At 38.4% G+C, this 13,418-nt stretch carries 13 protein-coding genes; 8 read left to right on the plus strand and 5 right to left on the minus strand.

The window, feature by feature from the left end; translation table 11 throughout:
• Positions 1 to 306: 306 nt before the first annotated feature.
• Positions 307 to 2,823, minus strand: coding sequence for an NACHT domain-containing protein (locus ATK78_RS02720; protein WP_133574515.1), 2,517 nt, complete (start codon positions 2,821 to 2,823; stop codon positions 307 to 309).
• Between the two features lie 492 nt (positions 2,824 to 3,315).
• Here ATK78_RS02720 and ATK78_RS02725 point away from each other — a divergent pair, with 492 nt between their 5' ends.
• A complete protein-coding gene (locus tag ATK78_RS02725; protein ID WP_243732418.1) occupies positions 3,316 to 4,329 on the plus strand; it encodes a metallophosphoesterase in 1,014 nt (337 codons plus the stop codon).
• A 64-nt stretch (positions 4,330 to 4,393) separates the two neighbouring features.
• Here ATK78_RS02725 and ATK78_RS02730 read toward each other — a convergent pair whose 3' ends face one another.
• The gene (locus ATK78_RS02730) at positions 4,394 to 4,987 is read right to left on the minus strand and encodes a 2OG-Fe(II) oxygenase (RefSeq protein WP_133574517.1); all 594 of its coding nucleotides are present in this window, start codon (positions 4,985 to 4,987) and stop codon (positions 4,394 to 4,396) included.
• A gap of 98 nt (positions 4,988 to 5,085) precedes the next feature.
• Here ATK78_RS02730 and ATK78_RS02735 point away from each other — a divergent pair, with 98 nt between their 5' ends.
• The 5 genes from ATK78_RS02735 (at position 5,086) to ATK78_RS02755 (ending at position 10,611) form a co-directional block, all read left to right on the plus strand.
• Positions 5,086 to 6,189, plus strand: a complete 1,104-nt coding sequence (locus ATK78_RS02735; protein ID WP_133574518.1) for a mechanosensitive ion channel family protein — start codon at positions 5,086 to 5,088, stop codon at positions 6,187 to 6,189.
• Between the two features lie 13 nt (positions 6,190 to 6,202).
• Complete coding sequence (locus ATK78_RS02740) at positions 6,203 to 7,174, plus strand: YpdA family putative bacillithiol disulfide reductase (RefSeq protein WP_133574519.1); 972 nt, start codon at positions 6,203 to 6,205, stop codon at positions 7,172 to 7,174.
• Positions 7,175 to 7,235: 61 nt separating this feature from the next.
• Positions 7,236 to 7,628, plus strand: a complete 393-nt coding sequence (locus ATK78_RS02745; protein ID WP_133574520.1) for a BlaI/MecI/CopY family transcriptional regulator — start codon at positions 7,236 to 7,238, stop codon at positions 7,626 to 7,628.
• Between the two features lie 29 nt (positions 7,629 to 7,657).
• Positions 7,658 to 9,691, plus strand: coding sequence for a M56 family metallopeptidase (locus tag ATK78_RS02750; protein WP_133574521.1), 2,034 nt, complete (start codon positions 7,658 to 7,660; stop codon positions 9,689 to 9,691).
• A 395-nt stretch (positions 9,692 to 10,086) separates the two neighbouring features.
• Complete coding sequence (locus tag ATK78_RS02755; RefSeq protein ID WP_133574522.1) at positions 10,087 to 10,611, plus strand: RNA polymerase sigma factor; 525 nt, start codon at positions 10,087 to 10,089, stop codon at positions 10,609 to 10,611.
• A 53-nt stretch (positions 10,612 to 10,664) separates the two neighbouring features.
• Here ATK78_RS02755 and ATK78_RS02760 read toward each other — a convergent pair whose 3' ends face one another.
• A complete protein-coding gene (locus ATK78_RS02760) occupies positions 10,665 to 11,297 on the minus strand; it encodes a hypothetical protein (RefSeq protein ID WP_133574523.1) in 633 nt (210 codons plus the stop codon).
• Between the two features lie 63 nt (positions 11,298 to 11,360).
• Between ATK78_RS02760 and ATK78_RS02765 the strand changes: the two genes are divergently transcribed.
• Entirely contained in the window at positions 11,361 to 11,561 is a 201-nt protein-coding gene (locus ATK78_RS02765) for a KTSC domain-containing protein (protein WP_133574524.1), read from the plus strand.
• A gap of 87 nt (positions 11,562 to 11,648) precedes the next feature.
• On the opposite strand, the gene ATK78_RS02770 is transcribed toward ATK78_RS02765, so the two are convergent.
• Both ATK78_RS02770 and ATK78_RS02775 read right to left on the minus strand, forming a co-directional pair.
• The gene (locus ATK78_RS02770) at positions 11,649 to 12,107 is read right to left on the minus strand and encodes a ferritin-like domain-containing protein (RefSeq protein WP_133574525.1); all 459 of its coding nucleotides are present in this window, start codon (positions 12,105 to 12,107) and stop codon (positions 11,649 to 11,651) included.
• 52 nt (positions 12,108 to 12,159) lie between these two features.
• Positions 12,160 to 12,690 (minus strand): superoxide dismutase family protein, encoded by a 531-nt coding sequence (locus tag ATK78_RS02775; protein ID WP_133574526.1) that lies wholly within the window; start codon positions 12,688 to 12,690, stop codon positions 12,160 to 12,162.
• A gap of 219 nt (positions 12,691 to 12,909) precedes the next feature.
• Here ATK78_RS02775 and lspA point away from each other — a divergent pair, with 219 nt between their 5' ends.
• Complete coding sequence (gene lspA / locus ATK78_RS02780) at positions 12,910 to 13,413, plus strand: signal peptidase II (protein WP_133574527.1); 504 nt, start codon at positions 12,910 to 12,912, stop codon at positions 13,411 to 13,413.
• Positions 13,414 to 13,418: the final 5 nt, after the last annotated feature.

Here is a 13,418-nt window from a genome sequence, read left to right on the forward strand (position 1 = left end):
TTTCTAACTAAAGCTGCTGTTTTCAATTCATAGCTGTATTATATTTCTATTAAATTGATATTCAACAGCTCATGCAGTTCCTATAAATATATTGATATTTAACTCCCGTAATTGCTTTTTTCTTTATAAATATTTGTTATTTTTGATCAGCTAAACTAATTATTATGGAAAGATCATGCTTCTTATTAAACAATAAAGCTGTCCAGATTGCTTTGATATTTTTATCTGTTATGATGATCTATCAGTTTGGAAAGCGGGTAGGAGAATTCTTTTATTACCTAAGCAATTAATTAAGATCAAGCCGTATTATTCTGGCTGCTTTTTTATTTTCTCATTGATCAGGCAAAGCTTCTCGTACTTGTACTCATTTACCTTAGCCATATCATTCTTGTTTTGGTAGCAATCAATAATGATGTCATATGCTTTCACGCAATTTAGGCTTAGGTCGTTTCTTTTAAAGATTTCAATTCCGCGTTCTGCATAGTCAATAGCAGTTTCATATGCCTTTGTCTGGCTGCAAAGATCTGCATTAAGCATGATCAGTAAAGATTCACAATATTTAGTGAGTGTATATCTTTCATTTTCATGATGGATCCGGTTTAAAAAACTGCAGATCTTTTTTGCGGTAGCGAGATCTTTTAACCTGATTCGGTTTATACCAAGAAGCAGGAGCATGTAAGTAGAAAATGGAGACCGGCTGTAAAAAAGTCTTGGGTGTTTTTTATAGATTGCCTGAATTAATTTGAACCGGCCTTCTTCGTCTTTGTTTACCATATTTATTCCAAGCAGGAATACATAAAAAATGCAGGTTTGCGTATCTGGTATCTTTTTTTCAGGAGTTTCTGTGTGGGCTGATTGGATAAAATCTGCCAGCATTTGGTCAAGATTGTCATTTTCAAAAGCTGCACCGGTTAGCTTTTTAAGGAAATAGCTTAAGAACGATAATGGGTTATACGGATAACTACTGCAAAGTTCCTGGTGTTCATTCAATAGCTGAACCCTATTTTTAATGGCCGGCAAGTCGCCGCTCAGGGTATCCAGGATAGCCAGGATGGTTTGGTATTTTAGCCAATTGTGATCTTTTTCGCAAATCTCTGCCAGCACAATAATTCCCTGTTTGTAGCTTGAGTCTATAAAATCGAAGTTCTTAAGTTCTGCAGCAATGGTATCATGCAGTTTTTTGGTTTCTGAAGGTACGCCTCTTGACGGACTTAGATTGTATTTATACTGCAGATTTTCTGCAATAAACAATACCAGGTAGTTCCGCTCATAGTTGATCAGTTTTAATTTGAATATGCAGCTTAGGGAAGCATAATCTGAGATCTTAATTAAATATCTTACCGTCCATTGTAAAAGAATAAACCGCTTATTGTTGCCGCTGTATTCATTTTCAATATACTCCATAAATTTAAGATCTATCGCAAGTTTAAATTCTTCGAGGATCTCAATGAATAAGAAGTATTCAAAGACATGGGCATGTAAGAAACGTACATACTCTTTGGGGTGAACATCATTATTGTGCCGCTCTTCCATGAGGATCCCATCGGACAACAATTCCATATAGGCATTTTTAAATGCAGAGAGTTCTCCAATTAACTGGTCTTTGGCTACGAAGTTATCCAGTTTACCATAATCCGTCATCTGCACAAATCTTTTTATGAAGAGGATCTTTTCTGTGTAGTAATTAGATCTGTAGATCTTCTCCTGAATAAAGCGGGAAACCAGTTCGTAGAACGTAATGTTTGTACTGAAATTTATAAATGGATCTTCCTCTTTGAGCTGGAAATAAAGATGGATATGGAATGGGAACTTTAGTTGTGCCTTCAGTTTTGGATTGATTGCATTAAAATCCATCACACCGGTTTTGCAAATGATCTGCTGCAGTTCCTGCTCGGTAAGGGGCGGTACATTAGACACATCGTTTGGATTGTAATAATTTCCTTTAAACCAGGATTCTTTAAGATATGAAGAATGACGCATGCGTTCGTAATACCTGATCCAGGTGGTGGAGCGCATACTTAGGATCACTTTAATACTGCCGGTTTGATCTAATGCACAAATGAAGTTCAGAATAGAATCAAACAATTGATTCTTCATTTCCTTTTTTAGCACGAGTTCACAAAAGCCATCTATTATGAGGATGAACTTTTTACCACTCTGGTGTTGCTGGCAATATTGAAAAAGGTCTTTATCCTGCGGTATGTGCAGCACTGATTTAATATGTTCTTCAACGTTTGCGATCTTATCTGCTTTAAGTAAGTTGGCGGCAGTTAAGAACAGGACGGTTGAATCCTGATATATTGCATTCTCTTTTCGGAAATAGTCATTAACGAGGTGACTTAGTAAAATCGTTCTGCCATACCCGGGTTGAGACATAAAGCTCATGAAGGTATATTTGCTGTGGATGAACTCTTCAAAATCATGAGCGGCAAATTTCCTGCTGATTGTCATTTCGTAGGGGAGGCCGGACCGGTTCTGAATTTCCTTTAGGGTGTTGTCTGTAATTTTTGCAGCCCTGCTGCTTACCTGTTCCCAATTGGACTGAAGCGCACTTAACGGCTTTGTTTCGATGCGTGCACAATCACAGCTTTCCAGACTTTCTGCATAGGCAGATATTGCCGATAGGGTAAACTGTGAAAAATTGTGGTTTAATACGGCAAAGCCAAAGAATCTTTTAATGGTAGTTTCGCTGACCTGTTTATTAACAGATTTACTAATTTCTATCGAAATTCGTTTACAGTCGCCTGGCGTAATAAATCCAATTCCTGCTTTTAAAAGAACTTGAGACTTTAAGTCATTGATTTGTGTTGATGATTCAACCATATTCGAGATGTTAATTGAGGGAGGTTAATACCTGGTTATTTTAGCGTATATACTAAAAAAATGTATGTACAGATTTTGACGGTATGCTTTTTGTTTATACGCTGAATATGAACACGATAATCAGTTTGTCAGGTGGATACTGTTACAAATAAATAGAATAATATTTGGTTAAAGTCTATATTTCCTACTATTTTAATGCTAATTATCTTAGTATGTAAATTAGTACAGGTGTAACTTTGTCAGTCTTTCATTTTGTTCTATTTTACGTTTCTTTTAAGTTAATATTTATTTTTAATATACTTATTTTCAATGTATTGTGTTTAATATATCATGTTATTGTTTACTTTGTTTTACACGATGATCAAATGGTGCTGATTGTATTGTATTTTATAAAATCTTATTGTTACTTTTATTTTAATGAGGAGAATTTTCCAAAAAATCTTTACCAGGCCAGTTCTGTGGCTAGCTAACCGGTACACTTCCAGGCCAGATATGAAGCGGATACATGAGGCGTTATCTGCTTTGTTTAGTAAAATTAAAAAGGATCCGGGCAAGCGTGGTTTAGTTCTTAATTTCGATAATTCTTCTAAAATCATCGTCTTTTCAGATCAGCATAAGGGCATCCGGAATTTTGTGGATGACTTTGCCTTGTCTGAGAAAAACTACCTGGCTGCACTTGGATATTATAACCGTGAAAGCTATCTGTATTGTAATCTTGGTGATAGTGAAGAGCTTTGGAAAAACACACTTTATGGTGTCATCGAATCAAATCAGGCTACCTTTGAAATGGAGAAGTTATTTTTGAACAGAAATGCGTTTGTTAAGATATTTGGAAACCATGATCTGTATTGGGACAATGATCCGCTTGCCGGCTTTACACTGGAAAAGGTGTATGGTCAGAAGGTGAAAATTTATGAAGGACTTGTTTTACAGATGCATATTTTGGGAACGGAACTAAATATTCTTCTAACACATGGCCATCAGGGCGACCTGCAGAGTGATGGTAACTGGTTCAGCAAGTGGTTCGTGTCAAACGTATGGGCTCCTTTCCAGGCTTTTTTGAGAATTAACCCCAATACCCCGGCTTATGATACGCAGCTTAAGTCTGAGCACAATGCCATTATGTACGACTGGACCGCTAAGCAGTCTAACCTCGCTTTGATTACCGGCCATACGCATCAGCCGGTATTTAATTCCCTAACGCACCTGGAACGCATGTATATCCGGCTGGATGCGGCTAGAAAGGACGGTGACACTCAAAAGGTACAGGAAATTGAAGCGGAGTTTATAGCTGGAAAGATTAGCGGGGAAACTTCTCCAAGACTGGAATATTCAAAAAACACTTATTTTAATACCGGTTGCTGCTGTTTTAGCGATGGTGATATTACCGGTATAGAACTGGAGGGTGGTAAAATAAGGCTGGTAAAATGGAAAACAGATCAGGATATAGGTTCCAGGCGCATCATTCTGGAAGAAACAGAACTGGAAAATCTTTTAGACTTGTGATACGGATTTACGTTATTAAGTTTTTTAGCGATTTGGCCAGCGTATTTGTAAACACACAGCTGTGTTAATTTACTTTTAGCCAGCCTGTGATACTTAACCTGACCTTATTGGTCACTAAAACTTCGTGTTCTAATTCATTGCTTTTAAAAAACACACTTTTACCATTTGACGGAGATATATTCTGAATGCTTTCCTGCTGATAGATACACAGCTCTCCGCCATCCTGTTCCTGCCAGTCTGCATTGAGGTACATGATCATAGAATATTTTCGGCTTTCATTATTGCGAAACTGATCCAGGTGCTTCTTGTAATAGCTTCCGCTTTCATACATGGTATAATGAAATTCGTATCCTGTAATCCCCGTGTAGCAGGTTTCGTTTAAATAACTCACAAAGCTATCCATCAGGTCGAAGAAGCTGTTCTCGTGTGTATCGTTGTGTATGCGGTCCAGCCAATAGATCTTATCACCACGTACCAGCTTATTCTGCACTGCAGCAGTATCATTACCTGTGCCTGCATTAAGCAAAAGATTATCTGCATAAAGTGCAATCAGGTTTTGTTTGAGGTTTAGAGCGAGGGATTTACTTAAGAAATCTTCTGCTATTCCTACGTTGTCATTTATAAAACTGTCGATTAGTGTATTAAAGATTTTCTTCAACCCGATTGGTGTAATACTGTATTGGCCTGAGCCGGTATTCTGGTGAAGGTAGTTCTAATAAACCTTTCTTTATTATTTTTGTTTAACTATAAATAACTATGGATTTAGAAAATTTACTTGGACACCGCATTTCTGCATTTGGAGAGAACCTGATCATTGCCGCTGGTGCAATTATTCTGGGGATGCTGCTTAATTATATAGTTAGAAAGATCTTTATGGTTGTTTCTAAGATGTGGCTTACTTTTTTAATCAATTCGATCCTGAAGAACCTGCAGGGACCGATGAATGTCTTTTTACCATTGCTGTTTTTAAGTGTCTCGTTTAATTTTATGACGCTGAACGCTAAATATTATGTTTGGCTGGAGAAAATACTTTCTATTGCGCTTACGGTTCTTGTCGCGTTAATTCTGATCCGGATAATCAAAATTCTGGAAGAATATTTTTATCATAAGTACGATCTTAAGAAGGCTGATAACTTAAGAGAACGTAAAATTACGACACAGCTCCAGTTTATACGAAAGTTTACTGTTGCCCTGATCGTTCTGGTTACTGCTGCCGTTGTGCTGCTCAGTTTTGAAAGTATGCAAAAGATCGGTGCCGGTTTACTAACCGGGGTAGGTATTGGTGGTATTATCATTGGTTTTGCCGCTCAGAAGTCGCTGGGTAATTTATTGGCGGGATTTCAAATTGCGTTTACACAACCCATCCGGATTGATGATGTACTTGTTGTTGAGGGTGAATGGGGAAGGGTTGAAGAGATTACACTCACTTATGTAGTGATCAATATCTGGGACCAGCGCAGGCTTATTCTGCCAATTACCTATTTTATTGAAAAGCCTTTTCAAAACTGGACCAGGGTATCTTCACAATTACTGGGTACGGTATTTTTATACCTGGACTACACCATTCCGATTCCACCATTAAGGGAAGAGCTGACACGATTGCTGGTTACTCACCGGTTGTGGGACAAGCGGGTAAATGTGGTACAGGTTACGGATAATAAGCCGGATAGTATTGAAGTGCGTTTGCTGATGAGTGCCAATACCTCTGGCGAAGCCTTTGATCTGCGTTGCGATGTCCGCGAAATGATGATCGCTTTTATTCTTAAAAATTATCCGGAATGCCTGCCGAGAACAAGACTGGAATATCGTTCAACGCTGGAAGATAATTTAAGCAGATCCGGAAATGGCCTTGAAAAATAGTTAAATTTGCGTGATGGATGTTAGGGATGTGTTTATTATTGGTGCCGGGCCAATTGGTTTGGCCTGTGGAATTGAAGCAGTTAAGGCGGATTTATCTTACCTGATTGTTGAAAAGGGCTGCCTGGTAAATTCTTTATATAACTATCCGCAGAATATGACCTTCTTTTCTACTTCTGAAAAGCTGGAGATAGGCGGGGTACCTTTTGTTTCTAACAGTCCTAAGCCTACCCGTTCAGAGGCACTGGAATATTATCGCCGTGTTGCGCTGAAATTTGAGCTGAACACCCGCCTGTTTGAAGAAGTGCTGTCGGTAGAGAAAGAAGCTGGTATCTTTGTCATCAAAACCTCTAAAGCAGCCTACAAGGCCCGTAATATTGTAATTTCAACCGGTTTCTATGACATTCCAAACCTGATGAACATTCCGGGAGAGGAGTTGGCGAAGGTTTCTCATTACTATAAGGATCCGCATTATTACGCCATGCAGCGGGTATTGGTTGTTGGATCCAGCAATTCTTCTGTTGATGCTGCATTAGAAACCTACCGCAAAGGTGCTGAAGTTACCATGGTAGTGCGGGACCAGGCGATTAATAAGCGGGTAAAGTATTGGGTTAAGCCGGATATTGATAACCGCATTCAGGAACGCAGCATTGCCGCTTACTTTAATTCTGAACTCGTTGCCATCCGTCAAAATGAGGTAGACCTCAGAACTCCTGATGGATTGGTCACTATTCCAAATGATTTCGTACTGGCACTTACGGGTTATCAGCCTGATTTTGAACTTTTAAGGAAGTTTGGTATTGAATTCTCTGATGATCTTAAATCTTTACCGGCACACCATCCGGAAACGATGGAAACCAACCAAAAGGGGATTTACCTTGCCGGGGTGGTTTGCGGGGGTATGGATACCCATTTATGGTTTATCGAAAACTCCAGAGATCATGCTGTGAATGTGATAAGATCCATAAGTTCAGCCCTTAATCATTAGATTATTTTAAAATATTCCTGATAATACTTGTTTCGTACGAAAGTTATCCTACCTTTGTTTTATGAAGAAAGATAATGCTACAAATGCGATCCCGGAACCAACGCGTGCAGAATTAGAAATTTTGCAGGTGCTATGGGAATTTGGGCCTTCTACTGTCCGCTTTGTAAATGATAAGCTGAATGAGCAGAGGGATGTAAACTACACTTCAACTTTAAAGCAGATGCAGATCATGGCTGATAAGGGAATCCTTAAACGCGATGAAAGTCAGATGAAGCACATCTATATTCCGGTTGAAGCTGAAATCAAGACCAAGGACCAATTGCTGGACCGTTTTGTAAATACGCTTTACAAAGGATCGGCATCTAGCCTGGTGATGCAGCTTTTGGGCAATAAAAAGGCTTCGAAAGCTGATTTAGATGCCATCAGGAATATGCTGGATAAACTCGATAAATAATAAATTCAATATAATTAAGAACCACAGTTATGGAATTTCAATTGACCAACCTATTACCTCCAAACTTGCTGCATGCGGTTTGTGTAACCCTTTTCCATTCATTATGGATGGGTGTAGTGCTTGCTGTATTAACCAGTATGGTTATTATAACCACTAAAAACAGTAAAGCTTCTACACGTTATAATTTACTTAATGCCTGCTTATTTCTTTTTGTTGCTGGCACCAGCTTTGTGTTTTACAATTCATTTACAAGCGCTTCATTTAACGGTTCAGCTGCCTACGGTGCTGCTGGACAAGCTATTGATTCTGCTACCGGCAGCGGTTTAAATATTTCTATCCTATTATCTGACAATTCCGGTTTTATGGAGATGGTAGACTCTTTAATGTCTCTGTGGGCTTCTTATTCCGTTCAGATCTTTATGATTTGGTTTCTGATCATTTGTATTAAGGGAATTCAATTGATGGTAGGTCTTCAGCACGTCTATTATCTTAAGAACACAAACATCTTTGATTCTGGTACCTATTGGGAAAGTAAAGTAGCTGAACTTTCTGCTGCTGTTGGGGTTAATAAAAGCGTTAGGCTGCTGCAGTCTGGTGTAGCTATGGTTCCGATGACCATTGGGCATCTGAAACCTGTTATCTTATTGCCTTTAGGTTTGTTAAATGGTTTATCTGCAGCTGAAGTTGAGGCTATATTGTGCCACGAATTGGCGCATATTAAGCGGAATGACTTCCTTGTAAATTTTGTACAGAGTTTGATAGAGGTTGTGTTTTTCTTTAATCCTGCAGTACTTTGGGTTTCCAGGCTGATTAAAGAAGAACGTGAAAATTGCTGTGATGACCTGGCGTTAAAACATACGGGCAGTAAAAAGGAGTATATCAATGCGCTGATCTCCTGCCAGGAATTTCAGTCGGCACCAGATTTTGCCATGGCGTTTAGCGGTAGAAAAAATCAACTCTTAGCCCGCGTTAAACGGATGGCATTTAATAAAAGTACCTCATTAAATAATATGGAGAAAACGATATTGACTGCAGCCCTGATCTGCACACTTTTGTTTTCTGCTGCATTTAGAGCCAATGAAAAGGCGGTTACTGTAACGGTTACGGATATGTTAGACCATTTTAACGTGGCCAGACAGGATAGCATTAAAAAAGTAATGAATAAAAAGGTTAAGAAAGGCAGCCCGGTAAAAATTACAGTTACCGATAGATCAGTCGACAGAAAATCTGACGCACAAGTTGATGGATTAACCCCATCAGAAGCTGAAACTGTTCGTCGTGCTGCAGCAATTCTTGCCCGCGTAAATCAAGCGAAGGCTTCAAATGCCCAAACAGATGCGGAAGATAAAGCCTGGAAAGCAGAATTAAAGGCTTCGAAAGAAGAAGATAATGCGTATAGGATGGAGACAGCCATGGCTAAGACTGAAAAGGACATCATTGCATATGGAAGGCTCCCAAAAACTGCGACTATAAGCCGTTTTAATACGCGGAGCTTTGCTGATGCTAATACAGCATACGTTTCTGATTACAAAGCTTATGAAAAGCATGCTGCAACTTATAATGCTGCAATATCGAATTATACTAATGCGTTGGAAAAATATACCAGCGATCTTAAGGAATACCAAAAAAGGCTTGATGATGGCGACTTTGATGTGTTGCCAACCCTACCAACTCTGCCTACGGCTCCAACGGCTCCAACGGCTCCAACGGCCCCGACCGCACCAAGGGCTCCAGCACCTGTAATTTTACCCTTTGCTTCGATTGCTTCTGGTTTAACAAAATCCAGGTCGTTCTATTCGGCAGATATTAGTGCTTTGAAATCCTCAAAAAAATCAACTGTTAATCAGCTAAATAAGGCGGATGAAGTAGATACGGAGGCTATTAATGCTGAACTGATCAAAGACGGGATTATTAAAAATACCGGAAACCTATCGTATAAGATCGATAAGGACGAATTGGTTGTTAATGATGTTAAACAACCGGCGGCAGTTCATCAAAAATACAAAAGCAAATACCTTAAAAAGGAAAGCACCAGACTTATGTATAACTACCGGATCAACTAAGTTCTTTAAATCTGTTTGCTCTTTAACAATTTACACCTGCATTGTAATAGTACGTCTGGCAATACCAAATATTATCTGAGCTTTTATACCTGCAGGGTAATAACCCATCTGGGAATACCCAATATTATCTGAACTTGTTGATGGTGCAGTTGAACTAATTATGCTGCGCTGATTGTTGTTAATGCCCTGTGGCGGCCGTTCTTTTAAAATGATAGTTACGTTCAATAGGTTTAAAGCTTTAGTAAGCGGCAATTAAAAGGATGAAGGTTAATATGATAAGATAAACTTCTAAGGAATAGTATTTGATTTTTGGTACACAATTTGTCACTATTTAGATTCATTAAAATGACTGTGAAATGAACTAAATACCCTATAACCTACCAAAAACCCTAACTATGAACAACGCAGAATTTAATCAACGTCTAAGTATCAATCAAGTTGCGCTCGAGTCTTTTGCCTTTAAATTTACAAAGGATTATGAAGATGCGCACGACCTCGTTCAGGATACTATGCTTAAGGCGATCCGGTATTCGGACCGGTTTCGTGAAGGCACCAACTTTCGTGGATGGTTATATACCATCATGAAGAACACATTTATCAATAGCTACAGAAGAACTGTAAAAACACGCAGTATCTTATCTATCCATGAAGAAATCCCTGTTACTCAATTAAAAAGAAGTGCTGTTGGCAATGCCGGTGAGAATAAGTTTGTGATGGAAGACATTAGCAGTGCTATGAATAAGCTACAGCCTGAGTATCTAACTCCTTTCCTTAAATATTTTGAGGGATTTAAATACCATGAAATTGCAGATATGCTTCAAATTCCTATTGGTACCGTTAAGACAAGAATTCATGTGGCCCGCGGCATCCTTAAAAAGAACCTGAAAATGTATAATAAAGAATTTAGCGTTTACAATTAAACGCTAAATTCTTTAAATATTCTCTTCTGATGATTTTGAATTTTGAAGCTTCTTTATTTTATAACTCCTTTTTTAGTCATATCGGCTAAGAGCGTATTGGTAAATTCTGTTGCCAGTGATTCCGGACTTGAGGGATCCAGTGACCTGGTTTGTGCTGAATATAAAAGCTTGTCATTATCCAGGTTGTAGTAATTGGCTTCAAGTATAAACCTTTTTGTTGTTGAATAATATCCGGGCTCATACATACCCCCATAAAAGTTGTTGTAATATCCCCAGAATCTATATCCATAATAAGGATTAAAGTATGGTGCACCATAATTATAGGTCTTTTGTTTGGTCTTATCCAATACTGCAATGGTAAATGTACCATCGTATCCTTTGTCTTTAATTGCTTTTAATGCTGCTGCTTCATTTAAACCCTCAAAAACTTTAGGGCCATATTCTGCGAATGCAGAACCGGCATTTATTCCTTTTTCTGACAGGTTCTTAACCATAATACGTTCTACATTCTCTCTGAGCATTCTATCATTCTGACCCATTAAAGCGATAACCAATACTTTATTACTTTTGATCACATCATTTGGCGCAGTCCATGATGATACTAATTTGGTGCTGCTGCACGCACTTAATAAAACAGCGAATAGAAAAAACATTCCTATCGCACTTACTCTCCCTGGCTTTTTCATAAAATTCTTTTTTTAGTATAACAATTTATAACCTCTAGTGTTTTCTCAAGATAACGTAATAGTATGCCATCTACAGTAATAGCAAAAATAGCATATGATCCTGAATATAAGCTATTAAGTGTTGAGTTTATTTCGGGAAAGATCTATTATTACAAAGAGGTTCCCCCTGGTGTTTACCTAACCTTAAAGATGGCCAGATCTAAGGGCGGATTTTTGAATAAGTACATTAAGGGAAAGTATGAGTATGAAAGTACTGAAATATAAAAAGCGACCTTAAATTTTAAGCTGATCTACCGAATGGGATATGATCGGATTAATAAAATTTAAGGTCGCTTTCTGCTTTTAAAAGATCTAGCTGTTTACAGCATCTCTTAAGGCTTTGATTTGATCGTGTGATACTCTCAATTCAGCTTTTTGTTCTGTAATGGTTGCACGAAGATCTGCTGATAGTCCTTCAGTGTCTAAAGCCATTTTGTATGCACGCTGTGCGGCATCTTCTCCAAATTCACAGTTGTTAAGTACGGTTTCCCTGTCGTGACCGGTAAAAACGGCTTTAACATCCATCCATGCTCTGTAGATCTTTCCAGAAGTAGTTGTTCCGGTTTCTGCATCAGATCCAAGAACCTGTACTTCTGTAGCTAAAGCAGATTTATGTTTGTGACTTTGTCCGATCATTTCTACGAAAAGAGACTTAAGGTCAGCATCTTCTGGTTTTAACTCGTCAATTGCTTTTTCATAACCGACAACCCTGTCATTATTAATTTGAATAAGGTCGTTTAAGATTTCGGCGTTTACTGTACTATTTTCCATTTTTTTAAAGGTTTTGATGTAATTAAAGAACAGCCTTAGCAAAGAAAAGTTTCTATTTTTTTTCAATTACACCGCAACCGATCCTAGGTCCCGAGTTTCCAGTAGGTTGCGTGGTATAATCATCAACTCCACCGTGTACAATGATTCCTCTTCCTATGATATTTTTGATATCTCCATCTTTAATACTCCATCTATCTGACATTAAAACAAAAACGGCATGTCCTTTACTGTCTAGCTGGATATTTCCAATATCTCCTGAATGGTAAGCATCTGATCCCCATTTACCATGGGCTTCTTTAGTTGGATTCCAGTGGCCGTGTGTATTTTCGCCCATATTTCCGCAATCTCCGTGTTCATGAAAGTGTACTGCTACAGAACTGTCGGCCCTGGCGGTGTAGGTAATTTCTAATTCCATAGCAATATTTCCATTTTCCTGCTGGTAGAACTTAGCTGTTCCCATCTCTTTATTGTCGGCAGTTGAGGTAAGCTTCGCTTCAGCAATGACCACTTCTTCAGACTTAGTACCACATGAGGTAAGGGATGCTGTGATACACAGCAACGCAATTGCAAAGTAATTTTTCATTTTTTAGTTAAGTTTAGGTATGCGATAAATAATAGTATTTAATATGATAAACAACAAAATATGGATCAATTAGTTTTTAGGGCAGGGTATAGGTTTATTTCTATAATCTCTGCATCGGTCTGCCCTGCGTAAATTTGCATAAATTGTTTGGCTTTACAGGATGTGAATGGTATACTTGTTTAGAATTCGCCTATACTGTACGTTCTATATTTAATTAAAATGAAGTCAGGGAAGTTATTAAACAGGTTATTGATCTTAGCATTGGTTCTGCTCAACGTGGGGTGTGATCAGGTTACCAAAAGCATAGTCAGAAAACATGTAGATTATAACGACAATATTAAGGTGATTAGCGATCACATTACTTTGACCAAAGTAGAGAACTCTGGTGCATTTTTAAGTTCCGGTGATTCTTTACCAGGACCCGTGAAATTCGCGTTCTTGTCCTTATTACCACTGCTTGTACTCGGATACGGTCTTTATTTTTTAATGATTAAGTCGAACTTAAATACCCTTCTTATTGTAGGCATCAGCTTTGTAATTGGGGGAGGCATTGGGAATTTATACGACCGCATCTCTTTTGGCTCTGTAACAGATTTCCTGCATATTGATTTTGTATGGTTTCAAACGGGTGTATTCAATGCCGCAGATCTTTCCATTATGTCGGGTATGCTGATGATCCTGATCTCACAGTATATGACCAGCAGGAGATCGCAGATTGCTTAAGTTTA

It is taken from the genome of Pedobacter metabolipauper (genome assembly GCF_004362715.1).
In the GTDB taxonomy this organism is placed as follows: Bacteria; Bacteroidota; Bacteroidia; order Sphingobacteriales; family Sphingobacteriaceae; genus Pedobacter; species Pedobacter metabolipauper.

What these genes read in the sequence shown, in the direction of transcription:
- ATK78_RS02720 (WP_133574515.1), bottom strand. Translation starts at nt 2,823, where the DNA reads ATGGTTGAATCATCAACACAAATCAATGACTTAAAGTCTCAAGTTCTT.
- ATK78_RS02740 (WP_133574519.1), top strand. Translation starts at nt 6,203, where the DNA reads ATGGATGTTAGGGATGTGTTTATTATTGGTGCCGGGCCAATTGGTTTG.
- lspA (WP_133574527.1), top strand. Translation starts at nt 12,910, where the DNA reads ATGAAGTCAGGGAAGTTATTAAACAGGTTATTGATCTTAGCATTGGTT.
- ATK78_RS02770 (WP_133574525.1), bottom strand. Translation starts at nt 12,107, where the DNA reads ATGGAAAATAGTACAGTAAACGCCGAAATCTTAAACGACCTTATTCAA.
- ATK78_RS02725 (WP_243732418.1), top strand. Translation starts at nt 3,316, where the DNA reads ATGAAGCGGATACATGAGGCGTTATCTGCTTTGTTTAGTAAAATTAAA.
- ATK78_RS02750 (WP_133574521.1), top strand. Translation starts at nt 7,658, where the DNA reads ATGGAATTTCAATTGACCAACCTATTACCTCCAAACTTGCTGCATGCG.
- ATK78_RS02765 (WP_133574524.1), top strand. Translation starts at nt 11,361, where the DNA reads ATGCCATCTACAGTAATAGCAAAAATAGCATATGATCCTGAATATAAG.
- ATK78_RS02735 (WP_133574518.1), top strand. Translation starts at nt 5,086, where the DNA reads ATGGATTTAGAAAATTTACTTGGACACCGCATTTCTGCATTTGGAGAG.
- ATK78_RS02745 (WP_133574520.1), top strand. Translation starts at nt 7,236, where the DNA reads ATGAAGAAAGATAATGCTACAAATGCGATCCCGGAACCAACGCGTGCA.
- ATK78_RS02760 (WP_133574523.1), bottom strand. Translation starts at nt 11,297, where the DNA reads ATGAAAAAGCCAGGGAGAGTAAGTGCGATAGGAATGTTTTTTCTATTC.
- ATK78_RS02755 (WP_133574522.1), top strand. Translation starts at nt 10,087, where the DNA reads ATGAACAACGCAGAATTTAATCAACGTCTAAGTATCAATCAAGTTGCG.
- ATK78_RS02775 (WP_133574526.1), bottom strand. Translation starts at nt 12,690, where the DNA reads ATGAAAAATTACTTTGCAATTGCGTTGCTGTGTATCACAGCATCCCTT.